The sequence below is a fragment of the Streptomyces sp. P9-A4 genome, assembly GCF_036634195.1.
Classification (GTDB): domain Bacteria; phylum Actinomycetota; class Actinomycetes; order Streptomycetales; family Streptomycetaceae; genus Streptomyces.
In genome coordinates this window covers 1,285,295-1,308,397 of the sequence record NZ_JAZIFY010000001.1, presented here as the reverse complement: position 1 = coordinate 1,308,397, position 23,103 = coordinate 1,285,295, and the positions used below count along the sequence as shown (strand labels likewise).

Below are 23,103 nucleotides of genomic sequence, written 5' to 3'. Positions count from 1 at the left end.
CGTGCGCTACTTCTCCGAATCGCCGTCCGCGTCGGGCGCATCCGGCCCGGACTCCGTCTCCGGCCCCGTCTCCGGCTCGGACGCCGGCTCGGACGCTGCCTCGGACTCCGGCTCCGCCTCGGCCCCCGGCTCCGTCCCCGGTGCCGACTCCGGACCCGGCCGCTCCGGCTTCGGCGGGCGCGTACGGCCGCTGCCCGGGTCGCGGAGGAAGTCGCCGCCCTCCGTGGCCACGCCCGGACCGGAACCCGGCCCCGAGCCCGGCTCGCGCCGCCGCAGATACCGCTCGAACTCCCGGGCGATGGCCTCGCCCGAGGCCTCCGGCAGCTCCGCCGTGTCCCGGGCCTCCTCCAGCGTCTGCACGTACTCCGCGACCTCGCTGTCCTCGGCCGCCAGCTGGTCCACGCCCAGCTGCCAGGCCCGCGCGTCCTCGGGCAGCTCGCCCAGCGGGATGCGCAGACCGATGAGGTCCTCCAGGCGGTTGAGGAGGGCCAGCGTCGCCTTCGGGTTCGGGGGCTGCGACACGTAGTGCGGCACCGCCGCCCACAGGCTCACCGCCGGCACGCCCGCGTGCGTGCACGCCTCCTGGAGGATGCCGACGATGCCCGTCGGGCCCTCGTACCGCGTCTCCTCCAGGTCCATCGTGCGCGCCAGGTCCGGGTCGGAGGTGACGCCGCTGACCGGGACCGGCCGGGTGTGCGGGGTGTCCCCGAGCAGCGCGCCCAGGATCACGACCATCTCCACGCCCAGCTCGTGCGCGAAGGCGAGCAGCTCGTTGCAGAAGGAGCGCCAGCGCATCGACGGCTCGATCCCGCGCACGAGCACCAGGTCGCGCGGCTTGTCGCCGCCGACCCGGACCACGGAGAGCCGGGTCGTCGGCCAGGTGATCTTCCGTACGCCGTTCTCCAGGAAGACCGTCGGCCGGTTGACCTGGAAGTCGTAGTAGTCCTCGGCGTCGAGCGCCGCGAACACCTCGCCCTTCCATTCCCGGTCCAGGTGGGCGACCGCGGTGGAGGCGGCGTCGCCGGCGTCGTTCCAGCCCTCGAACGCGGCCACCATGACCGGGTCGATCAGCTCGGGTACCCCCTCGAGCTCGATCACCCAGCGCCTCCTTTTCGAAGTTCCTGTCGTACGGACCAACCTTACGGCTTTCCGGAGGCCCGTCCGCAGCCCCCGGACACCCCCGAAAACCCGTGCGGCCTTGATCGACTACCCAGGAACTCGCCTCCGCACACGGAGGTCTCACTCCTCCCAGAGCGTGCTCGGCGCCTCCCTCCGGACCACGGGCGCGATCTCCTCGGCGAACCGCTGGAGCGTCTCGGCCTGCTCGGCCGTCGACTGGCCGAAGGTGTCGACGGTGACGGACTGCAGGTCGTGCCGGTAGTGCGCGTGGTAGCCGAGGATCTTGTCGATGATCTGCTGCGGCGAGCCGATCAGCTGCGGGCCGCCGGCGATCGCGTCCTCGATCGTGCGGAACGGGGTGTTGTAGCCCGCCTTCCCCTCCAGATGCGGCCTGAAGCTCTGCCGCACCTTCGCCTCGTACAGCTCCTTGTACCGGGCGACCGCCTGCTCGGCCGTGTCGGCGATGAGCAGCCCGCCGGAACCGGCCGCCACGCGCGCGTGGGCCGGGTCGTGCCCGTACTCCTCGAACTTCTCCCGGTAGAGGGCGATGAGCTTCGCGTACGCCTCGCGCGGCTGGATCGCGTTGGCGGTGAAGAGCGGGTCCCCGTGCTTCGCCGCGAGTTCGGGGGACCGGGGGCTCGTGGCCGAGCCGTGCCAGATCCGGGGCGGACCGGCGTACGGCCGCGGGATCGTGGTGACGTTCTTCAGCGCGGGCCGGAACTCGCCCTCCCAGTCGACGCCCTCCTCCGTCCAGAGCCGGCGCAGGAGTTCGTACTTCTCCTGCTGGAGGTCCCACTGCCGCTCCTCGTCGAGACCGAAGAGGTCGAAGTGCCCGGCCTCCGCGCCCTTGCCGACGACGAGTTCGAGCCGGCCGCGGGAGAGCTGGTCGAGGGTGGCGTAGTCCTCGGCGACCCGGACCGGGTCGAGGACCGCGACCACGGTGACGCCGGTGAGGAGTCGGATCCGGGAGGTACGGGCGGCCAGCGCGGCGAGCAGCACGGTCGGGGCGGAGGACAGGAACGGGCCCGCGTGCCGCTCGCCGACCGCGTACGCGTCGAAGCCGAGCCGCTCGGCGGTCTCGCCGAGCGAGACGACCTGCTCGAGGCGGTCGGCGGCGGAGAGGAGTTCGCCGGTGAGCGGGTGCGGTGAGTGGTGGACGATCGAGAGCACCTGAAACTTCATGCCGTCCACTCTGCGTGCCGAGTGTTGCGGCGGTGTGGACGGCGTGTGGCACACCTCAGGGGCGGCCCTCCGAAGAGGAACCGCCCCTGTGCGCAGGGGAGTTGCCCCCACGGCCCACCGCTGCTACTTGTCCAGCATCTTCTCGACGTCGTTGCGGATCTCGTCCGTCGCGAGGCCGCGGACGGTCAGCGTCGTACGGCGGCGCAGCACGTCGTCCGCCGTCTCGGCCCACTCGTGGTCGCGGGCGTAGGCGACCTGCGCCCAGATCTCCGGCGCGTCCGGGTGGATGCGGCGGGCCAGCTCGGGGTTCTCGTTCGCCATGCGGGCGATGTCGAAGGAGAGCGAGCCGTAGTGCGTCGCCAGATGCCTGGCGGTGTCGGCGGCCATCCGGGGGCCGGGCGCCGGACCGTCCACGAGCAGCCGGTGCGCGACCGCGTTCGGGTTGGCTATGCCGGGCAGCGGCAGCCGCTTCGGCAGCGACGACACGGGCTCGTAGTCCTCGCCGAGCGGGCGCCCGGGCAGCTGCTCCAGCTTCTTCATCACCGTACGCCCGATGTGCCGGAAGGTCGTCCACTTGCCGCCGGCCACCGACAGCATGCCGCCGCGGCCCTCGGTCACGACCGTCTCGCGCTTCGCCTTGGAGGTGTCGCCGGGACCGCCCGGGAGCACCCGCAGACCGGCGAAGGAGTAGGTGATCAGATCGCGCGAAAGCTGCTGGTCGCGGATGGAGAACGCGGCCTCGTCCAGGATCTGGGCGGTGTCCTTCTCGGTGACCTCGACCTTTCCGGGGTCGCCCTCGTACTCCTCGTCGGTGGTGCCGAGCAGCAGCATGTCCTCCCAGGGGAGGGCGAAGGTGATGCGGTACTTGTCGATCGGGGTGGCCAGGGCGGCCTTCCACGGCGAGGTCCGCTTGAGGACCAGGTGCGCGCCCTTGGAGAGGCGGATGGAGGGGGCCGCGTTCGGGTCCTCCATCCGGCGCAGGTGGTCGACCCACGGGCCGGTCGCGTTGAGCACGAGACGGGCGGAGACACCGAACTCGTCGCCGCTGGTGCGGTCCCTCAGCTCGGCGCCGGTGACCCGGCCCCTGGTGAAGCGCAGCCCGGTGACCTCGGCGTGGTTGAGGACGGTGGCGCCGGCGTCGACGGCCGCGCGGACCGTCATCAGCGCCATCCGGGCGTCGTTCATCTGGTCGTCGCCGTAGACGGCGACGGCCTTGAGGTTGTCGGTGCGCAGCTCCGGCACGTCCTGCGCGGCCTTGGCGGGGGAGAGCAGGTGACCGACGCCGTCGCCGAAGGCCGAGAGGGCGCTGTAGGCGAAGACACCGGCGCCGAGCTTGGCCGCGCCGTGCGGGCCGCCCTTGTAGACGGGCAGGTAGAAGGTGAGGGGGTTGGCGAGGTGCGGTGCCACCTGACGGGAGACCGCACGCCGCTCGAAGTGGTTCTCCGCGACCAGCTTCACCGCGCCGGTCTGCAGGTAGCGCAGACCGCCGTGGAGAAGCTTCGAGGAGGCGGAGGAGGTGGCGCCGGCGAAGTCGCCGGCGTCCACCAGGGCCACCCGCAGGCCCGACTGCGCGGCGTGCCAGGCGGTGGAGATGCCCAGGATGCCGCCGCCGATCACCAGGAGGTCGTACGTCGCCTTGGAAAGCTGGTCCCGGGTCTCGGCGCGGCTCGGGAGGGAGCCGGACGCCGGGTGCGTCCCCAGGGCAGGGACGCTCTGCAGGGTGGTCATGTGTCTTACTCCTCGTCCTCGATCCAGCCCATGGTCCGCTCCACGGCCTTGAGCCAGCTCTTGTACTCGCGGTCACGCTTGTCGGCGTCCATGCGAGGGGTCCATTCCGCCGCCCGGCGCCAGTTGGCGCGCAGCGCGTCGGTGTCCGGCCAGAAGCCGACGGCCAGACCGGCGGCGTAGGCGGCGCCGAGGCAGGTGGTCTCGGCGACCATCGGACGCACGACGGGGGCGTCCAGGAAGTCGGAGAGGGTCTGCATCAGCAGGTTGTTGGAGGTCATGCCGCCGTCGACCTTGAGCGCGGTCAGCTCGACGCCGGAGTCCTTGGTCATGGCGTCGGTGATCTCGCGGGTCTGCCAGGCGGTGGCCTCCAGGACGGCGCGGGCGATGTGCGCCTTGGTGACGTACCGGGTGAGGCCGGCGATGACACCGCGCGCGTCGGAGCGCCAGTACGGGGCGAACAGGCCGGAGAAGGCCGGTACGAAGTAGGCGCCGCCGTTGTCCTCGACCGAGGACGCCAGGGTCTCGATCTCGGCGGCGGACTTGATCAGGCCCATCTGGTCGCGCATCCACTGCACCAGCGAACCGGTGACGGCGATCGAGCCCTCCAGGGCGTAGACCGGCTTCTTGTCGCCGATCTGGTAGCCGACGGTGGTCAGCAGGCCGCTGTAGGAGTTGATGATCTTGTCGCCGGTGTTCATCAGCATGAAGGTGCCGGTGCCGTACGTGGACTTCGCCTCGCCCTCGGCGAAACACGTCTGGCCGAACAGGGCGGCCTGCTGGTCGCCGAGCGCCGAGGCGACCGGGACGCCGGCGAGGACGCCGTCCTTGACGTGGCCGTAGACCTCGGCGGAGGAGCGGATCTCGGGGAGGACGTTGAGGGGGACCCCCATCGACTCCGCGATCTTCTCGTCCCAGGCCAGGGTGTGCAGGTTCATCAGCATGGTGCGCGAGGCGTTGGTGACGTCGGTGACGTGCACGCCGCCGTCGGTGCCGCCCGTGAGGTTCCAGATGACCCAGGAGTCCATGGTGCCGAAGAGGATGTCGCCGGCCTCGGCGCGCTCTCGCAGGCCCTCGACGTTGTCGAGCATCCAGCGGATCTTCGGGCCGGCGAAGTAGCTCGCCAGGGGCAGGCCGGTCTCGCGGCGGAAGCGGTCCTGGCCGACGTTGCGGCCGAGCTCCTTGCAGAGGGCGTCGGTGCGGGTGTCCTGCCAGACGAGGGCGTTGTGGACCGGCTCGCCGGTGTTCTTGTCCCAGAGCAGCGTGGTCTCGCGCTGGTTGGTGATGCCGATGGCCTTGACGTCGGAGGCGGCGATGCCGCCCTTCGTCAGGGCGCCCGCGACGACCTCCTGGACGTTGGTCCAGATCTCGGCGGCGTCGTGCTCGACCCAGCCCGGCTTCGGGAAGATCTGCTCGTGCTCCTTCTGGTCGACCGAGACGATCCGGCCGTCCTTGTCGAAGACGATGCAGCGGGAGGAGGTGGTGCCCTGGTCGATGGCCGCGATGAAGGGGCCGGAGGTGTGTGCGTCGGTCACGGTGTGCTCCAAGGGAGGTCTGGAAGAAGGACGGCTCAGGCGAACGCGATGTTGTAGATACCCGCCGCGAGGGCTCCACCGATCAGCGGACCGGCGACCGGGATCCAGGCGTAGCTCCAGTCGGAGCCGCCCTTGTTCGGCAGGGGCAGCAGGGCGTGCACGATGCGCGGGCCGAGGTCACGCGCCGGGTTGATCGCGTAGCCGGTCGGGCCGCCGAGCGACAGGCCGATGGAGACCACGACGAACGCGGTGATCAGGGCGCCCAGGGTGCCGAGGCCCTTGCCGCTGTCGTTGAGGCCCTGGGTGAGCACGGCCAGGACGAGCACGACGGTGCCGATGATCTCGGTGGCGAGGTTCTGCCAGGTGTTCCGGATCTCGGGGCCGGTGGAGAAGATGCCGAGCACCGGGCCGGGGCCCTCGATCGGCGTCTTCGCGGCGGCCTCGGGGTCGTTCAGGTGGGCCTGGAACTGGCCGTAGTACGCCACCCAGACCAGGGTCGCGCCGATCATCGCGCCGAGCAGCTGGCCGGCGAGGTAGTAGGGGACGTTGCCCCACTCGCCGTCCTTGATCGCGATTCCGACCGTGACGGCGGGGTTCAGATGGGCGCCCGAGAGGGAAGCGGTCATGTAGACGGCCGTCATGACGGCGAAGCCCCACCCGAAGGTGATCGCGAGCCAGCCCGCGTTGCGGGCCTTGGAGCCCTTGAGCGTCACGGCGGCGCACACACCGCCGCCGAGCAGAATGAGAACGGCGGTACCGATGGTCTCGCCGAGGAAGATGTCGGAGCTGGACACCCGCGACTCCTTTGTCCTTCGTCCAGGGGAAGGCGAACCCCGGGTCCCTCCGGTGGTCCGCGCCCTCGTGTGAGGGCGTTACCGGCCCTTGGCACTGCCACACTCTAGCGTGTATTGCCGTTAACTGTTCGGCAATGCCGACCGATGAACGGAAGTTTTGCCCCCGGCTCAACAGCGCGTCAAGGCTTCGGGAAGTGAAAAACCCGCCGATAACGGGATCGTTACCGGCGGGTTCGGTGCGGCTGTGCTGCTGTTACGGCGCTGCTCAGGTGCCGCTTCGGTGCCGCTTCGGGTCGGCTAGAAGCGCCCGGCCCCCAGGTCCCGGGACACCGCGCGGGCGCAGTCCCGTACCGCCGCGATCAGCTCCGGGCGCAGCTCTCCGGACGGGCAGAGGCGCTCCACGGCCCCGGTGACCGCCACCGCGCCCACCGGCATCCGGCGCCGGTCGTGGATCGGCGCCGCCACGGAGGCCACGCCCTCCCAGGTCTCCTCCTGGTCCGCCGCCCAGCCCCGGGCCCTCGTCAGGTCGAGCACCGACTCGAAGTCCGCCAGGGCCGTCGTCGTGCGCGGTGTGAACGCCTCGCGCTCGACCTCGACGACCTCGCTGTGCGCCACCGGGTCGTACGCCGAGAGCACCTTGCCCAGGGCCGTGGAGTGCAGCGGCTGCATGGCCCCCACCTCCAGGACCTGGCGGCTGTCGTCCGGCCGGAACACATGGTGGACGATCAGCACGCCCCGCTGGTGCAGCACGCCCAGGTGGACGCTCTCGCCGCTGGACCGCGCCAGGTCGTCCGTCCATACCAGGGCCCGCGCCCGCAGCTCGTGCACATCCAGATAGCTGTTGCCGAGGCGCAGCAGCTCCGCGCCGAGCTGGTACCGGCCGGAGGCCGCGTCCTGCTCCACGAAGCCCTCCGCCTGGAGGGTGCGCAGGATGCCGTGGGCCGTGCCCTTGGCGAGCCCGAGCGAGGACGAGATGTCGGACAGGCCGAGCCGGCGCTCGCCGCCCGCGAGCAGTCGCAGCATGGCCGCCGCTCGTTCAAGCGACTGGATGTTCTTCGCCATCGCCCGGCCTTCTCCCTCTCACGCTGTTCGACAATGCTGAACACTATCGGTCGATGCCGACCTTTCGTTACACCTGACAGTGTCGGTCAAGAACGGGCAGAACCGGGAGTCCCCGCACACAGGATGCCGTCCGGCCCGTGGGACGCCGTGTCCACCCCGGCCGATGCGCGGTTACGCTGGCCCCGTGCACCCTCCACCGAGCGTGCAAAGCCGACAGCCGTCGCATCCCAGGGAGCTCATCCATGGCCTCGTTGCCGACCCCTTCCGCTGACAGCCGGAACCGCGCCGCAGCCCTCCGTGAGGCACTCGCCAGCCGAGTGGTCGTCGCCGACGGCGCCATGGGCACCATGCTCCAGGCCCAGGATCCGACGCTCGAGGACTTCCAGGACCTCGAAGGCTGCAACGAGATCCTGAACGTCACGCGGCCCGACATCGTCCGTTCGGTGCACGAGGCGTACTTCGAGGTCGGCGTCGACTGCGTCGAGACGAACACCTTCGGCTCCAACCACTCGGCCGCCGGCGAGTACGAGATCGCCGACCGGATCTTCGAGCTTTCCGAGGCGGGCGCCCGGATCGCCCGCGAGGTCGCCGACGAGTTCGGCGCCAAGGACGGCCGCCAGCGCTGGGTGCTCGGCTCCATCGGCCCCGGCACCAAGCTGCCGTCGCTGGGCCACATCGCGTACGACGTGCTGCGCGACGGCTACCAGCGGAACGCCGAGGGCCTGCTGGCCGGCGGCGCGGACGCGCTGATCGTGGAGACGACCCAGGACCTGCTGCAGACCAAGTCGAGTCTCATCGGCGCGCGCCGCGCGATGGACGCCCTCGGCATGGACGTGCCGCTGATCTGCTCCCTCGCCTTCGAGACCACCGGCGTCATGCTGCTCGGCTCGGAGATCGGCGCGGCGCTCACCGCCCTGGAGCCGCTCGGCATCGACCTGATCGGTCTGAACTGCTCCACCGGCCCCGCCGAGATGAACGAGCACCTGCGGTACCTCGCCCGCCACTCCCGTACGCCGCTGATGTGCATGCCGAACGCCGGCCTGCCGGTGCTGACCAAGGACGGCGCGTACTTCCCCCTGACACCGCCGGAGATGGCCGACGCGCAGGAGAACTTCGTCCGCGACTACGGCCTCTCCCTGGTCGGCGGCTGCTGCGGCTCCACCCCCGAGCACCTGCGCCAGGTCGTCGACCGCGTCCGGGGCCTCGCCCCCGCCCCGCGCGACCCGAACCCCGAGCCCGGCGCGGCCTCGCTCTACCAGACCGTGCCGTTCCGCCAGGACACCGCGTACATGGCGATCGGCGAGCGCACCAACGCCAACGGCTCCAAGAAGTTCCGCGAGGCGATGCTCGACGGCCGCTGGGACGACTGCGTCGAGATGGCCCGCGACCAGATCCGCGAGGGCGCGCACATGCTCGACCTCTGCGTGGACTACGTCGGCCGCGACGGCGTCGCCGACATGGAGGAGCTGGCCGGCCGCTTCGCCACCGCCTCCACCCTGCCGATCGTCCTCGACTCCACCGAGGTCGACGTCCTGCGCGCCGGCCTGGAGAAGCTCGGCGGCCGGGCCGTCATCAACTCCGTGAACTACGAGGACGGCGACGGCCCCGAGTCCCGCTTCGCCAAGGTCACCCGGCTGGCCCAGGAGCACGGCGCCGCGCTGATCGCCCTCACCATCGACGAGGAGGGCCAGGCCCGCACCGTCGAGCACAAGGTCGCCATCGCCGAGCGGCTCATCGAGGACCTCACCGGCAACTGGGGCATCCACGAGTCCGACATCCTCATCGACGCCCTGACCTTCACCATCTGCACCGGCCAAGAGGAGTCGCGCAAGGACGGCATCGCCACCATCGAGGCGATCCGCGAGCTGAAGCGCCGCCGGCCGGACGTGCAGACCACGCTGGGCCTCTCCAACATCTCCTTCGGCCTCAACCCGGCCGCGCGCATCCTCCTCAACTCGGTCTTCCTCGACGAGTGCGTCAAGGCCGGTCTCGACTCGGCCATCGTGCACGCCTCGAAGATCCTGCCGATCGCCCGCTTCGACGACGAGCAGGTCACCACCGCGCTCGACCTGATCTACGACCGCCGCAGTGAGGGCTATGACCCGCTGCAGAAGCTGATGGCCCTCTTCGAGGGCGTCAACACCAAGTCGATGAAGGCCGGCAAGACCGAGGAACTCCTCGCCCTGCCCCTGGACGAGAGGCTGAAGCGCCGCATCGTCGACGGCGAGAAGAACGGCCTGGAGGCCGACCTCGACGAGGCCCTGACGGTCCGCCCCGCCCTGGAGATCGTCAACGAGATCCTGCTCGACGGCATGAAGACGGTCGGTGAGCTGTTCGGCTCCGGCCAGATGCAGCTGCCGTTCGTGCTCCAGTCCGCCGAGGTCATGAAGACGGCCGTGGCGTACCTCGAACCGCACATGGAGAAGTCCGACGCCGAGGGCAAGGGCACGATCGTCCTCGCCACCGTCCGGGGCGACGTCCACGACATCGGCAAGAACCTCGTCGACATCATCCTGTCCAACAACGGCTACAACGTCGTCAACATCGGCATCAAGCAGCCGGTCTCCGCGATCCTCGAAGCGGCGGAACAGCACCGGGCCGACGTCATCGGCATGTCCGGTCTCCTGGTGAAGTCCACCGTGATCATGAAGGAGAACCTCCAGGAGCTGAACCAGCGCGAGCTGGCCGCCAAGTACCCCGTGATCCTCGGCGGCGCCGCCCTCACCAGGGCCTACGTCGAGCAGGACCTGCACGAGATCTACCAGGGAGAGGTCCGCTACGCCCGCGACGCCTTCGAGGGCCTGCGCCTCATGGACGCGCTCATCGGCGTCAAGCGCGGAGTCCCCGGTGCCGTACTCCCCGAGCTCAAGCAGCGCCGGGTCGCGAAGACGACCCCCGCGGCGGCCGACGCCACCGGCGCGGAGCCGGAGCCCGGCGGCCGTTCCGACGTCGCCGTGGACAACCCGGTGCCGACCCCGCCGTTCTGGGGCACCCGGGTCGTCAAGGGCATCCCGCTGAAGGACTACGCGTCCTGGCTCGACGAGGGCGCCCTCTTCAAGGGCCAGTGGGGCCTCAAGCAGAACCGGGCCGGCGACGGCCCCTCGTACGAGGAGCTGGTCGAGACCGAGGGCCGGCCCCGGCTGCGCGGCTGGCTGGAGCGCCTCCACACGGAGAACCTCCTGGAGGCGGCCGTCGTCCACGGCTACTTCCCCTGTGTCTCCAAGGGCGACGACCTGATCATCCTCGACGAGGCCGGCAACGAGCGGACCCGCTTCACCTTCCCGCGCCAGCGCCGGGGCCGCCGCCTCTGCCTCGCGGACTTCTTCCGCCCGGAGGAGTCCGGCGAGACCGATGTCGTCGGCCTCCAGGTCGTCACCGTCGGCTCGCGGATCGGTGAGGCCACGGCCGAGCTCTTCGCCTCCGACTCCTACCGCGACTACCTGGAGCTGCACGGTCTGTCCGTGCAGCTCGCCGAGGCCCTCGCCGAGTACTGGCACGCGCGCGTGCGCGCGGAGCTGGGCTTCGCCGGCGAGGACCCGTCCGACGTCCGCGACATGTTCGACCTCAAGTACCGGGGCGCGCGCTTCTCCCTCGGCTACGGGGCCTGTCCCGACCTGGAGGACCGCGCGAAGATCGCGGATCTGCTGCGCCCGGAGCGGATCGGGGTGCACCTGTCGGAGGAGTTCCAGCTCCACCCGGAGCAGTCCACCGACGCCATCGTCATCCATCACCCGGAGGCGAAGTACTTCAACGCCCGGTGACCGGCCGCGGTAAATCCGCGCGCTCCGGGTGATCGGGACGTACACTTGTCGGTCCAGTGCAGGCCGGTCTTCCTCCCCGTACCGGGGAGGGGGGCCGGCCTTCTCGTCCCTCCATGGAGGTGTGCCGGATGACCAGTACGGTCCCCGCGTCCCTGTTCCGTACGAACGGCAGCCCCGCCCTGCAGGCGGTCTTCCTCGACATGGACGGGACCCTCGTCGACACGGAGGGCTTCTGGTGGGACGCGGAGGTCGAGGTCTTCGCCGACCTCGGGCACCGGCTGGACGAGGCCTGGCGGGACGTCGTCGTCGGCGGCCCGATGACCCGCAGCGCGGGCTACCTCATCGAGTCCACGGGCGCAGACATCACCCTCGCCGAGCTGACCGTCCTGCTCAACGAGAAGTTCGAGCAGCGCATCGCGCGCGGAGTGCCGCTCATGCCGGGCGCCGAGCGGCTGCTCGCCGAGCTGGCCCGGCACTCCATCCCCACCGCCCTGGTCTCCGCCTCGCACCGGCGGATCATCGACCGGGTCCTCCACTCGCTCGGCCGCGACCGGTTCACGCTCACCGTCGCGGGCGACGAGGTGGCCCGCACCAAGCCGCACCCCGAGCCGTATCTGACGGCCGCCCAGGGGGTCGGCGCCGACCCCGTGCTCTGCGCCGTCGTCGAGGACACGGCGACCGGTGTGGCGGCCGCGGAGGCGGCGGGCTGCCGGGTCGTGGCGGTGCCCTCCGTCGCCCCCATCGCGGCCTCCCCGGGCCGGGTCGTCGTGCGTTCCCTCGAGGAGGTCGATGTGCCGTTCCTTCGCACATTGATCACGGGAATCTGAGCTTCGTCTGAGCTTTCCCGGCTGAATGCGCTTTCGCGCGGGAAAAGCGATCAGGCCATTCACCGAAAAGGCCCCCGCGTGACCTTGGTCACGCAGAGTGCCCATCGGTGGGTGGCCTTCGTCGTGCCCGGCGCCCGGAAAGAGGGTGTTTCGGTGCCCCCATCTGTACCAGTTCGCTCACCCCCGTCCGCATCCTCCGGCGCATGACTATCGAAGGCGCCGTATTCATGATCACTGTGCGATTACCCCCGGGGCCGCCCGTGGTCCGGAAATAGCGACGCCGCCCACTAATCTTTCGCGAGTACTTCGCCGCATAACCGCGTGCACCGGCGCACACCCAAGTCGCCGTGAACACAGGACCGATCGCAACACCCGGCCCGATCGCTCCCGCCCCGACCGGGCGGCAGGCGGCGGAGTTCCACTGACCGCTGTATCCCAGTGCCGGATGAGGAGATCGTCCCTGATGAACCGCAAGACCCTGGTGCTCCCGGCCGTGGCCGGACTGCTCGCCCCCCTGCTCGCCGCCTGCGGCGGAGCGGAGGACAGCGGAGCGATCGTCGTCGGCACCACGGACCAGTTCATCGCCACCGCGGACGCGCCCGCCCCGCTCGACCCGGCCTTCGCCTACGACACCGGCGCCTGGAACGTCCTCCGGCAGACCGTCCAGACCCTGCTGCACGTGCCCCGCGGCGGCGGCGAGCCCGTCCCCGAGGCCGCCCAGAGCTGCGGATTCTCCGACAAGGCCAGCGAGAGCTACCGCTGCGAGCTCCGCTCCGGCCTCACCTTCGCCGACGGCACGCCCGTCACCGCCGAGGACGTCAAGTTCTCCATCGACCGCGTCCTGAAGATCAAGTCGGACAACGGCACGGCCGCCCTCCTCTCGAACGTCGACACCGTCGAGACCCAGGGCGCCGACGAGGTCGTCTTCCACCTCAAGACCCCCGACGCCACCTTCCCGTACAAGCTCTCCACCCCCGTCGCCGGCATCCTCAGCAAGGACAAGTACGCCGCCGACAAGCTCCGCGACGGCTTCGACGTCGACGGCTCCGGCCCGTACACCATGAAGGCCGAACGCGACGGTGAGAAGGCCACCCGCTTCGTCTTCAGCAGGAACCCCGCCTACAAGGGCGACATCACCCTGCGCAACGACAAGGTCGAACTGCGCTCCTTCGCCGACGCCGGAACCATGGGCAAGGCCCTGGAGGGCGACGACATCGACATGGTCGCCCGCTCCCTGTCGCAGCAGCAGATCAAGAACCTCACCGAGACGCCCCAGGACGGCATCGAGGTCGTCGAGGTCCCCGGCCTGGAGATCCGCTACCTCGGCTTCAACACCAAGGCCCCCTCCGTCAAGGAGAAGGCCGTGCGCCAGGCCATGGCCGCCGTCATCGACCGGGGCGCCCTCGTCAACCTGGTCTACGGCCCCACCGCCGAGCCGCTCTACTCGCTGATCCCCTCCAGCATCACCGGCCACGCCACCCCGTTCTTCGACGAGTACGGCGAGCCCGATCCCGACCGCGCCGCCAAGCTCCTCAAGGACGCCGGCGTGAAGACCCCCGTCAAGGTGACCCTGAACTACACCACCGACCACTACGGCGCCGAGACCGCCCAGGAGTTCGAGGCGCTCAAGAAGCAGCTCGTCGCCAGCGAACTCTTCGACGCCAACGTCAAGGGCGCCGACTGGTCCACCTTCCGCACCGCCCAGAAGCGCGGCGACTACGCCGTCTACGGCCTCGGCTGGTTCCCGGACTACCCGGACCCGGACAACTACATCGCGCCGTTCCTCGACAGCGACAACTTCCTCAACACCCCGTACGTGAACAAGGTCGTCCGCGACCAGCTCATCCCGCGCTCGCGCCGCCAGGCCGACCGCACCGCCGCGAGCCCCGAATACAACCAGATCCAGAAGATCGTCGCCCAGGACGTACCCGTCCTGCCCCTGTGGCAGGGCAAGCAGTACGTCGCCGCCCGCGACGACCTCAACGGAGTCGAGTACGCCCTCAGCACCTCCTCCGACCTGCTGCTCTGGGAGCTCGGCCGCGGCGCCGTCTGACCCCGTCGACCGGAAGGGCCGACCGCGCCAGGCACGGACCCGACACCCCCAAGCCCCCATGCGACAGGAGGGGCCCGGCGCGCGACACGCGCACCGGGCCCCTCCTGTCGTCTCCGCCGCGCCCGGGGAGCTACTGACCGGCGGCGCCCGGCCGCACCAGGCCGCTCTCGTACGCGTACACCGCGGCCTGCACCCGGTCCCGCAGGCTCAGCTTCGTCAGCACATGACCCACGTGCGTCTTCACCGTCGTCTCACTGACGAACAGATCCGCGGCGATCTCCGCGTTCGACAGGCCCCGCGCCACCAGCTTCAGCACCTCCACCTCACGGTCGGTCAAGGTGCCCAGCGTGTCCGGGACCCGCTCCTCGCCCGTCGGCAGATGCGCCGAGTACTTGTCGAGCAGCCGACGCGTGATCGACGGCGCCAGCATCGCCTCGCCGGCCGCCACCACCCGGATCGCCTGCACCAGCTCGGTCGCCGGCGCGTCCTTCAACAGGAAACCGCTCGCCCCCGCCCGCAGCGCCTCCACCACGTACTCGTCGAGGTCGAAGGTGGTCAGCACCAGTACCTTCGCCGGACCGTCCCGGCCCGGACCCGTGATCTGCCGGGTCGCCTCCACCCCGTCCATCCGAGGCATCCGGATGTCCATCAGGACCACGTCCGGCTGGAGCGCCCGCACCTGCTCCTGCGCCTGGAGGCCGTCCCCGGCCTCACCCACCACCGCGATGTCCTGCTCCGCCTCCAGAATCATCCGGAAGCCGGTGCGCAGCAGCGGCTGATCGTCGACCAAGAGGACGCGGATCGTCACAAGGGCTCCTTCACGGGGCTGAGCTCACGAGGTACGCCGGCACTACGGCGCCGGCGGGGCCGGGTCCATTCTGCCCTGCCCGGATTCGCCCGACTCCGGCGGGCGCGCTGAAACGATCTTCAACGGGTACACCGGGGGCGTACCGCCGAACTCCGGACAGACCGCCTGATGATCACACCAACCGCACAGCTTCGTCGGACGCGGCCGCCAGTCACCCGACTCCGTCGCCAGCCGGATCGCGTCCCACAGCGCGAGCAGCTTCCGCTCCACCCGCAGCAGATCCGCCTCCACCGGGTCGTACGTCAGCACCTCCCCACTGCCCAGATACACCAGCTGCAGCCGCCTCGGGATCACCCGCTTCAGCCGCCACACCACCAGCGCGTAGAAGGTCATCTGGAACAGCGCGCCGTCCCGGTACTCCGGGCGGGGCGCCTTGCCCGTCTTGTAGTCGACGATCCGCACATCACCCGAGGGCGTCACATCGATCCGGTCGATCACCCCGCGCAGCCGCAGCCCCGAATCCAGCTCCGTCTCCACGAACAGCTCCCGCTCGGCGGGCTCCAGACGCGTCGGATCCTCCAGCGTGAACCACCGCTCGACCAGCCGCTCCGCCTCACCCAGCCAGCCCGCCAGCCGCGCCCCCTCCGGATCCTCCGCGAACAGCTCGCCCAGCTCCGGCTTCGACTCGAGCAGCCGGTCCCACTGCCCGGGAACCATCGCCCGCGCCCGCGGCGCCGTCCGGTCCACCGCCGGATCGTCGAAGAGCCGCTCGAGCACGGCGTGCACCAGCGTGCCCCGGGTCGCCGCCTCGCTCGGCCTCTCCGGCAGCCGGTCGATCACCCGGAACCGGTACAGCAGCGGACACTGCATGAAATCGCTCGCCCGCGAAGGCGACAACGACATGGGCGCCCGGGGCTCCGCCGGCACCTGCTCGCTCGTACTCATGTCGAAGACCCTACGACCCGCCACCGACAGCGCGCGGAATACCATCGACCTGTGACCCTGTCGCACTGCATGATCGAACCGTGACCCGGCGACGCGGTCACACCACGCGACGAAAGGAACCCGTGAACCAGGACGAGCCCAAGCCGCAGCGGACCGAGGAGCCCGGGGGCGGCATCCTCATGGGCCGGCCCTTCGGCGTGCCCGTCTACGTCGCCCCCAGCTGGTTCCTCGTCGCCGCCCTGATCACCTGGGTCTTCGGCGACCAGATCCAGCGCGTCCTGCCCGAACTCGGCGCCGCGCGCTACCTGGTCTCCCTCTTCTTCGCCATCGCCTTCTACGCCTCCGTACTGGTCCACGAACTGGCCCACACCATCGCCGCGCTCCGCTTCAAACTCCCGGTGCGCCGCATCCAGCTCCAGTTCTTCGGCGGCGTCTCCGAGATCGAGAAGGAGACCGAGACCCCCGGCCGCGAGTTCGTCCTCGCCTTCGTCGGCCCCCTCCTCTCCCTCGTTCTCTCCGGCCTGTTCTACCTCTCCCTGTACGCCGTCGAGCCCGGCACCGTCCCCGGCGTCCTGCTCGCCGGCCTGATGATCTCCAACCTGATCGTCGCGATCTTCAACCTGCTCCCCGGCCTCCCGCTCGACGGCGGCCGCATGCTCCGCGCCGTCGTCTGGAAGATCACCGGCAAGCCGATGAGCGGCACCGTCGCCGCCGCCTGGGTCGGCCGCTTCCTCGCCGTCACCGTCCTCATCGGCCTCCCCCTGCTCACCCGCACGGGCTGGCTCGGCAACTCCACCGAGAACATCGACGGCTTCACCACCGTCACCGACGCCCTGCTCGCCGCGATCCTGGCCGCCATCATCTGGACCGGCGCCGGCAACAGCCTCCGCATGGCCCGCCTCCGCGAACATCTCCCCGAGCTCCGCGCCCGCAGCCTCACCCGCCGCGCCATCCCCGTCGAGCCCGCCACCCCGCTCTCCGAGGCCCTCCGCCGCGCCAACGAGGCCGGCGCCCGCGCCCTGGTCGTCGTCGACGGCCACGGCGACCCCACCGGCATCGTCCGCGAGGCCGCCATCGCCGCCGTGCCCCAGCACCGCCGCCCCTGGGTCGCCGTCAGCACCCTCGCCCAGGACCTCACCGACGGCATGCGCGTCCCCGCCGAACTCACCGGGCAGCCCCTCCTCGACCACCTCCGCGCCAGCCCCGCCACCGAGTACCTCGTCGTCGAGGACACCGGCGAGATCTACGGCGTCCTCGCCACCACCGACGTCGAGCGCGCCTTCGTCAAGGCCATGGCACGACCCACCTCTTAACCCCGGTACTCTGGTCGTATGTCCGAACCGACCGGTGCCGCCCGCCGCCGCGGGCCCTTCAAGGTCGGGGACCAGGTTCAGCTGACCGACCCCAAGGGCCGCCACTACACGTTCACGCTCGAAGAGGGAAAGAACTTCCACACCCACAAGGGTTCTTTCCCCCATGACGAGCTGATCGGCGCACCCGAGGGCAGCGTTGTCCGTACCACCGGAAACGTCGCCTACCTCGCGCTGCGCCCCCTGCTCCCCGACTACGTCCTGTCCATGCCCCGCGGTGCCGCCGTGGTCTACCCGAAGGACGCGGGGCAGATCCTCGCCTTCGCCGACATCTTCCCCGGCGCGCGCGTCGTCGAGGCAGGCGTGGGCTCCGGCTCGCTCAGCAGCTTCCTGCTCCGCGCCATCGGCGACAGCGGCATGCTGCACTCCTACGAGCGCCGCGAGGACTTCGCCGAGATCGCGAAGGGCAACGTCGAGCGCTACTTCGGCGGTCCGCACCCCGCGTGGCAGCTGACCGTCGGCGACCTCCAGGACAACCTGTCCGACACCGAGGTCGACCGCGTCATCCTGGACATGCTCGCCCCCTGGGAGTGCCTGGAGGCCGTCTCCAAGGCGCTCGTCCCCGGCGGCATCCTCTGCTGCTACGTGGCGACCACCACCCAGCTCGCCCGCACCGTGGAGTCCATCCGCGAGTTCGGCTGCTACGCCGAGCCGCAGCCCTGGGAATCCATGATCCGCAACTGGCACGTCGAGGGCCTCGCCGTCCGCCCGGACCACCGGATGATCGGTCACACCGGCTTCCTCGTCACCGCCCGCCGCCTCGCGGACGGGGTCGAGCCCCCGATGCGCCGCCGCCGCCCCGCCAAGGGCGCCTACGGCGAGGACTACGAAGGCCCCAACAAGGGCTGACGTCCCGACATCCACGGCACGCCGCCGTCGAGTTCCCGCCCTACTGCGGGGAACTGGACGGCGGCGTCCTCATGTTCGGACCGACTGACCGACTGACCGACTGACCGACTGACCGACTGACCGACTGACCGACTGACCGGCCGGAGCCGCTCCGCTTGAGCCGCCCGTCTCCGGGACCCCCGGCTGCCCGCCGCGAGTAACGCCCGCCCCCGGCTCCAGGCCGTGTCCGGATATACCCGCCCCCGCGCGCTCGCCGCGACCGGAGCGCCCCCGCCGGGTCCGACCCGGCTGTTCCGTCCCCCTGTGACGTGTGGCACGATGCCGGAAACCCGCCGCACCACCCCACAGGAGACGTCTCGCGTGCAGCCCTCCGCCGCCCCGGACCTCGTGGACCTCGCACACACCCGAGCCCGGCCGGCCCACTGGCTGGCCACCGCCGCGGCGACCGCCGCCGTCGTCGCCCTCGCCGGACTCCTCCAGCCGGGCCCCGCCGGAGCCTCCGCGGCCCCCGCCGCCCCGCGTCCGGCACCCGCGCCCGAGGCCACCGGAGTCGACTACCCCCTGGAATGCCGAGGAGCCCCGCACACCGTCGCCAAGCGGGTGTCGGGGGACCTGGACGGGGACGGAAACCCCGAGACCGTTGCGGTCGTGCACTGCGAAGCCGGCTCCGGCACCCCGCCCAGCGGCGTCTACGTCCTCACCCGCGGCAAGGAGGCCGGCGCACCCGCGCGCGTGGTGGCCACGCTCGTCGCGCCCGAGCAGCTCAAGAGCGTCGGAGCCCTCGCCGTACGCGACGGAGCGGTCCACGCCACCCTGCTCGGCTACTCGTCCCTCGACGTACCCAGCTGCTGCCCCGACGAGAAGGAGCAGGTCAGCTGGCGTTGGCAGGGCGGCGCCTTCGTCCGCGCCGGACAGGCCGACGCGCGGAGCGCCTGACCCGTCACTCGGCGTCGGGGCCGTACACCTCTACCTTGTCCGCGGCCCGGCGCACATGAATGCAGTCGCCGGGGCACTCCTTCACGGAGTCCACCACGTCCTGGAGCAGCGTCAGCGGCACCGGGGTGGTCGCCCCCGCGTCCTGGAGGAGTTCGTCGTCGGCGCTCTTCACATATGCGAGCCCGTCGATGTCCAGCTCGAAGACCTCGGGAGCGTACTGCGCGCAGATCCCGTCCCCGGTGCACAGGTCCTGGTCGATCCAGACCTCCAGGGCCTCGTCGACGCCCGTGGACGGAGCCTCGTGCTGCACGGTCATATCTCCTGCCGTTCCTGCATCTCGTTCTGCATCTGTTCCGCGCCTGATCCGCGACGCATTCCGCGACCCGTTCCGCTTCTCGCGGGTAAGTCGGGCCCCCTCTGACGGGTGTTGGCCCAGGACGACGATACAACCGCCCGCATTCAAGTCGTGAAGGGTGGGTATTCCCCTGGCGAGAGGGGAAGCGCAAGGGTGAAGATCGGACACACCTCGGAGTCTTTTTGATCTAGGGGTTTCAATCACCACCCACGCAGGTAGGGTCAGGAAGCGTCCAGCTCCCCTTGGAGGAGGTGAGGACCGTGGCAGCCCACGACGACGACATCAACCGCGGCATCCGGCCGGGGCGAGGGTCTGAAGACCCCGCCGGTCAGGTTGCCTATCTCGAGCAGGAAATCGCCGTCCTGCGCCGCAAGCTCGCCGACTCTCCGCGTCACACGAGGATTCTCGAAGAGCGGATCGTCGAGCTGCAGACAAACCTGGCCGGCGTGTCCGCGCAGAACGAACGTCTGGCGAACACGCTCCGTGAGGCCCGCGACCAGATCGTGGCCCTCAAGGAGGAGGTCGACCGGCTCGCGCAGCCGCCGGCCGGCTTCGGTGTCTTCCTGCAGGCCAACGAGGACGGCACCTGTGACATCTTCACCGGGGGCCGCAAGCTCCGGGTGAACGTCAGCCCGAGCATCGAGCTCGACGAGCTCAAGCGCGGCCAGGAAGTCATGCTCAACGAAGCGCTCAACGTGGTCGAGGCCATGGAGTTCGAGCGCGCCGGGGACATCGTCACCCTCAAGGAGATCCTCGAGGACGGCGAGCGGGCCCTGGTGGTCGGGCACACCGACGAGGAGCGGGTGGTGAGGCTCGCCGAGCCTCTGCTGGACGTCACCATCCGCCCCGGCGACGCCCTGCTGCTCGACTCCCGCTCCGGCTACGTCTACGAAGTGGTCCCCAAGAGCGAGGTCGAAGAACTCGTCCTCGAAGAGGTCCCGGACGTCGACTACGAGAAGATCGGCGGCCTGGGCAACCAGATCGAGCTGATCCGCGACGCGGTCGAGCTCCCGTACCTCTACCCGGACCTCTTCAAGGAGCACGAACTGCGGCCGCCCAAGGGCATCCTGCTCTACGGGCCCCCGGGCTGCGGCAAGACGCTGATCGCGAAGGCCGTGGCCAACTCCCTGGCCAAGAAGGTCGCCGAGGTGACCGGACAGCCCGCGGGGAAGTCCTACTTCCTCAACATCAAGGGCCCCGAGCTCCTCAACAAGTACGTCGGTGAGACCGAGCGGCACATCCGCCTCGTCTTCCAGCGTGCCCGGGAGAAGGCGAGCGAGGGCACCCCCGTCATCGTCTTCTTCGACGAGATGGAATCCCTCTTCCGCACCCGCGGCTCCGGTGTCAGCTCGGACGTGGAGAACACCATCGTCCCGCAGCTGCTCGCCGAGATCGACGGCGTGGAGGGCCTGGAGAACGTCATCGTCATCGGCGCCTCCAACCGCGAGGACATGATCGACCCCGCGATCCTGCGGCCCGGCCGGCTCGACGTCAAGATCAAGATCGAGCGTCCGGACGCGGAGGCCGCGAAGGACATCTTCGCGAAGTACCTCACGGCCACCCTGCCGCTCCACACGGACGACATCTCCGAGCACGCCGGCTCCAAGGCCGCCGCGGCCCACGGAATGATCCAGTCCGTCGTCGAGCAGATGTACGCCGAATCCGAGGAGAACCGCTTCCTCGAAGTCACGTACGCCAACGGCGACAAGGAAGTCCTGTACTTCAAGGACTTCAACTCCGGCGCGATGATCCAGAACATCGTCGACCGGGCCAAGAAGATGGCCATCAAGGCCTTCCTCGACCACAACCAGAAGGGCATCCGGGTCTCCCACCTCCTCCAGGCGTGCGTGGACGAGTTCAAGGAGAACGAGGACCTGCCCAACACCACCAACCCCGACGACTGGGCCAGGATCTCCGGAAAGAAGGGCGAGCGGATCGTGTTCATCCGTACGCTCGTCACCGGAAAGCAGGGCGCGGACACCGGACGCTCCATCGACACGGTGGCCAATACCGGCCAGTACCTGTAGAAACGCACACCGGCTGCGGATGTCCGGAAACCGGGCATCCGCAGCCGTCGCATTCCATCCGGCATTTCCCCCCGGCACAGGGAAATACCGCGAGTGATCTCCACACCAGCGCGGAGCCGTTCTAGGCTCTTCGGTACCGCCGAGTCGCGCACTGTGAGCGCCGCCGGGCAAGGAGGGCCGCATGACCGTACGGCGAGTAATGGGCATCGAGACGGAGTACGGGATCTCCGTCCCGGGACACCCGAACGCCAATGCCATGCTCACCTCGTCCCAGATCGTCAACGCCTACGCGGCGGCGATGCACCGGGCGCGCCGCGCCCGCTGGGACTTCGAGGAGGAGAACCCGCTGCGGGACGCCCGCGGCTTCGACCTCGCCCGCGAAGTCGCCGACTCCAGTCAGCTCACCGACGAGGACATCGGCCTGGCCAATGTGATCCTCACCAACGGGGCCCGCCTCTACGTGGACCACGCCCACCCGGAGTACAGCTCGCCCGAGGTGACCAACCCGCGCGACGCCGTGCTCTGGGACAAGGCCGGCGAGCGGATCATGGCGGAGGCCGCCGAGCGGGCCGCCCAGCTCCCCGGGGCCCAGCCGATCCACCTCTACAAGAACAACACCGACAACAAGGGCGCCTCCTACGGCACGCACGAGAACTACCTGATGAAGCGGGAGACCCCCTTCTCGGACATCGTGCGGCACCTGACCCCCTTCTTCGTCTCCCGCCAGGTCGTGACCGGCGCGGGACGGGTCGGCATCGGCCAGGACGGGCGGGAGAACGGCTTCCAGATCAGCCAGCGCGCCGACTACTTCGAGGTCGAGGTCGGCCTGGAGACCACCCTCAAGCGGCCCATCATCAACACCAGGGACGAGCCGCACGCCGACGCCGAGCGGTACCGCCGGCTCCATGTGATCATCGGCGACGCGAACCTGTCGGAGATCTCGACCTATCTCAAGCTGGGCACCACCGCGCTGGTCCTGTCGATGATCGAGGACGGGTTCATCACCGTGGACCTCGCCGTCGACCAGCCCGTGCGCACCCTCCACCAGGTCTCGCACGACCCGACCCTCCAGTACCTGGTCACGCTCCGCAGCGGCCGGACACTCACCGCGGTGCAGCTCCAGATGGAGTACTTCGAGCTGGCCAGGAAGTACGTGGAGGAGCGGTACGGCTCGGACGCCGACGACCAGACCATGGACGTCCTCTTCCGGTGGGAGGACACGCTCAACCGGCTCGAGAACGACCCGATGAGCCTGTCCGGCGAGCTGGACTGGATCGCCAAGCGGGAGCTCATGGAGGGCTACCGGCGCAGGGACGGCCTGGACTGGGACGCGGCCCGGCTGCACCTGGTGGACCTCCAGTACGCGGACGTACGCCCCGAGAAGGGTCTCTACAACCGTCTGGCGGCCCGCGGGCGCATGAAGCGGCTCCTGGACGAGTCCGAGGTGGAGCGGGCGGAGACGGCGCCTCCCGAGGACACCAGGGCCTATTTCCGAGGCCGGTGCCTGGAGCAGTACGCCGACGACGTCGCGGCGGCCTCCTGGGACTCGGTGATCTTCGACCTGCCCGGCCGGGACTCGCTCCAGCGCGTGCCCACCTTGGAGCCGCTGCGCGGCACCAAGGCCCACGTGAAGTCCCTCCTGGACCGCTGCCGGACCGCCGAGGAACTGGTGCGCGTCCTTTCGGGCGGCTGATCCGGGGCCCGTTCCGGGCCTGAAATGCCCCGGCGCTGGGAATCATGGAAGCAGTGCCCGGA

The 23,103-nt window shown here is 70.1% G+C and carries 17 protein-coding genes; 8 read left to right on the top strand and 9 right to left on the bottom strand.

Features of this window, described 5'->3' with window-relative positions; translation table 11 throughout:
- Window positions 1-6: 6 nt before the first annotated feature.
- The 6 genes from V4Y03_RS05800 to V4Y03_RS05775 form a co-directional block, all read right to left on the bottom strand.
- Window positions 7-1,098 carry a PAC2 family protein gene (locus V4Y03_RS05800; RefSeq protein WP_332434229.1) on the bottom strand — a complete coding sequence of 364 codons (1,092 nt, stop codon included), beginning with the start codon at window positions 1,096-1,098 and terminating at the stop codon, window positions 7-9.
- A 141-nt stretch (window positions 1,099-1,239) separates the two neighbouring features.
- A complete protein-coding gene (locus tag V4Y03_RS05795) occupies window positions 1,240-2,301 on the bottom strand; it encodes an LLM class flavin-dependent oxidoreductase (RefSeq protein WP_317874920.1) in 1,062 nt (353 codons plus the stop codon).
- Window positions 2,302-2,424: 123 nt separating this feature from the next.
- The gene (locus tag V4Y03_RS05790) at window positions 2,425-4,029 is read right to left on the bottom strand and encodes a glycerol-3-phosphate dehydrogenase/oxidase (protein WP_332434228.1); all 1,605 of its coding nucleotides are present in this window, start codon (window positions 4,027-4,029) and stop codon (window positions 2,425-2,427) included.
- A 5-nt stretch (window positions 4,030-4,034) separates the two neighbouring features.
- Window positions 4,035-5,561: a glycerol kinase GlpK gene (gene glpK / locus V4Y03_RS05785; RefSeq protein ID WP_317874918.1), complete on the bottom strand. Its 1,527-nt coding sequence runs from the start codon at window positions 5,559-5,561 to the stop codon at window positions 4,035-4,037.
- 35 nt (window positions 5,562-5,596) lie between these two features.
- Window positions 5,597-6,355, bottom strand: coding sequence for an MIP/aquaporin family protein (locus V4Y03_RS05780; RefSeq protein WP_317874917.1), 759 nt, complete (start codon window positions 6,353-6,355; stop codon window positions 5,597-5,599).
- Between the two features lie 297 nt (window positions 6,356-6,652).
- Window positions 6,653-7,417 carry an IclR family transcriptional regulator gene (locus V4Y03_RS05775; RefSeq protein ID WP_317874916.1) on the bottom strand — a complete coding sequence of 255 codons (765 nt, stop codon included), beginning with the start codon at window positions 7,415-7,417 and terminating at the stop codon, window positions 6,653-6,655.
- Between the two features lie 242 nt (window positions 7,418-7,659).
- Here V4Y03_RS05775 and metH point away from each other — a divergent pair, with 242 nt between their 5' ends.
- From metH to V4Y03_RS05760, 3 genes are all read left to right on the top strand, one after another.
- Window positions 7,660-11,178, top strand: a complete 3,519-nt coding sequence (metH, locus tag V4Y03_RS05770; RefSeq protein WP_317874915.1) for a methionine synthase — start codon at window positions 7,660-7,662, stop codon at window positions 11,176-11,178.
- 128 nt (window positions 11,179-11,306) lie between these two features.
- A complete protein-coding gene (locus V4Y03_RS05765) occupies window positions 11,307-12,005 on the top strand; it encodes an HAD family hydrolase (RefSeq protein WP_317874914.1) in 699 nt (232 codons plus the stop codon).
- Between the two features lie 463 nt (window positions 12,006-12,468).
- Window positions 12,469-14,058 (top strand): ABC transporter substrate-binding protein, encoded by a 1,590-nt coding sequence (locus V4Y03_RS05760; protein WP_317874913.1) that lies wholly within the window; start codon window positions 12,469-12,471, stop codon window positions 14,056-14,058.
- A 130-nt stretch (window positions 14,059-14,188) separates the two neighbouring features.
- On the opposite strand, the gene V4Y03_RS05755 is transcribed toward V4Y03_RS05760, so the two are convergent.
- Entirely contained in the window at window positions 14,189-14,866 is a 678-nt protein-coding gene (locus V4Y03_RS05755) for a response regulator transcription factor (RefSeq protein ID WP_317874912.1), read from the bottom strand.
- A gap of 42 nt (window positions 14,867-14,908) precedes the next feature.
- Entirely contained in the window at window positions 14,909-15,811 is a 903-nt protein-coding gene (locus V4Y03_RS05750; RefSeq protein ID WP_317874911.1) for a RecB family exonuclease, read from the bottom strand.
- Between the two features lie 122 nt (window positions 15,812-15,933).
- On the opposite strand from V4Y03_RS05750, the gene V4Y03_RS05745 reads away from it, so the two are divergent.
- The 3 genes from V4Y03_RS05745 (at window position 15,934) to V4Y03_RS05735 (ending at window position 18,966) form a co-directional block, all read left to right on the top strand.
- Window positions 15,934-17,124 carry a site-2 protease family protein gene (locus tag V4Y03_RS05745; protein ID WP_443079748.1) on the top strand — a complete coding sequence of 397 codons (1,191 nt, stop codon included), beginning with the start codon at window positions 15,934-15,936 and terminating at the stop codon, window positions 17,122-17,124.
- Window positions 17,125-17,142: 18 nt separating this feature from the next.
- On the top strand, window positions 17,143-18,030 hold the full coding sequence (locus tag V4Y03_RS05740) for a tRNA (adenine-N1)-methyltransferase (protein WP_056566344.1): 888 nt from the start codon (window positions 17,143-17,145) through the stop codon (window positions 18,028-18,030).
- Window positions 18,031-18,348: 318 nt separating this feature from the next.
- Entirely contained in the window at window positions 18,349-18,966 is a 618-nt protein-coding gene (locus tag V4Y03_RS05735) for a hypothetical protein (RefSeq protein ID WP_332434227.1), read from the top strand.
- A 4-nt stretch (window positions 18,967-18,970) separates the two neighbouring features.
- Here the strand turns inward: V4Y03_RS05735 and V4Y03_RS05730 are convergent, their stop codons facing one another.
- Complete coding sequence (locus V4Y03_RS05730; RefSeq protein ID WP_332434226.1) at window positions 18,971-19,282, bottom strand: ferredoxin; 312 nt, start codon at window positions 19,280-19,282, stop codon at window positions 18,971-18,973.
- Between the two features lie 299 nt (window positions 19,283-19,581).
- Between V4Y03_RS05730 and arc the strand changes: the two genes are divergently transcribed.
- Together arc and dop are read left to right on the top strand one after the other, a co-directional pair.
- On the top strand, window positions 19,582-21,348 hold the full coding sequence (gene arc / locus V4Y03_RS05725; protein ID WP_317873649.1) for a proteasome ATPase: 1,767 nt from the start codon (window positions 19,582-19,584) through the stop codon (window positions 21,346-21,348).
- Between the two features lie 181 nt (window positions 21,349-21,529).
- The gene (gene dop, locus V4Y03_RS05720) at window positions 21,530-23,041 is read left to right on the top strand and encodes a depupylase/deamidase Dop (RefSeq protein WP_332434225.1); all 1,512 of its coding nucleotides are present in this window, start codon (window positions 21,530-21,532) and stop codon (window positions 23,039-23,041) included.
- Window positions 23,042-23,103 lie beyond the last annotated feature (62 nt).

Excerpts from the sequence above, each read along its gene's own strand:
- V4Y03_RS05730 (WP_332434226.1), bottom strand. The coding sequence starts at position 19,282 with ATGACCGTGCAGCACGAGGCTCCGTCCACGGGCGTCGACGAGGCCCTG.
- V4Y03_RS05790 (WP_332434228.1), bottom strand. The coding sequence starts at position 4,029 with ATGACCACCCTGCAGAGCGTCCCTGCCCTGGGGACGCACCCGGCGTCC.
- metH (WP_317874915.1), top strand. The coding sequence starts at position 7,660 with ATGGCCTCGTTGCCGACCCCTTCCGCTGACAGCCGGAACCGCGCCGCA.
- V4Y03_RS05760 (WP_317874913.1), top strand. The coding sequence starts at position 12,469 with ATGAACCGCAAGACCCTGGTGCTCCCGGCCGTGGCCGGACTGCTCGCC.
- V4Y03_RS05740 (WP_056566344.1), top strand. The coding sequence starts at position 17,143 with ATGTCCGAACCGACCGGTGCCGCCCGCCGCCGCGGGCCCTTCAAGGTC.
- V4Y03_RS05750 (WP_317874911.1), bottom strand. The coding sequence starts at position 15,811 with ATGAGTACGAGCGAGCAGGTGCCGGCGGAGCCCCGGGCGCCCATGTCG.
- V4Y03_RS05775 (WP_317874916.1), bottom strand. The coding sequence starts at position 7,417 with ATGGCGAAGAACATCCAGTCGCTTGAACGAGCGGCGGCCATGCTGCGA.
- V4Y03_RS05765 (WP_317874914.1), top strand. The coding sequence starts at position 11,307 with ATGACCAGTACGGTCCCCGCGTCCCTGTTCCGTACGAACGGCAGCCCC.
- dop (WP_332434225.1), top strand. The coding sequence starts at position 21,530 with ATGACCGTACGGCGAGTAATGGGCATCGAGACGGAGTACGGGATCTCC.
- V4Y03_RS05795 (WP_317874920.1), bottom strand. The coding sequence starts at position 2,301 with ATGAAGTTTCAGGTGCTCTCGATCGTCCACCACTCACCGCACCCGCTC.
- V4Y03_RS05735 (WP_332434227.1), top strand. The coding sequence starts at position 18,349 with ATGCCGGAAACCCGCCGCACCACCCCACAGGAGACGTCTCGCGTGCAG.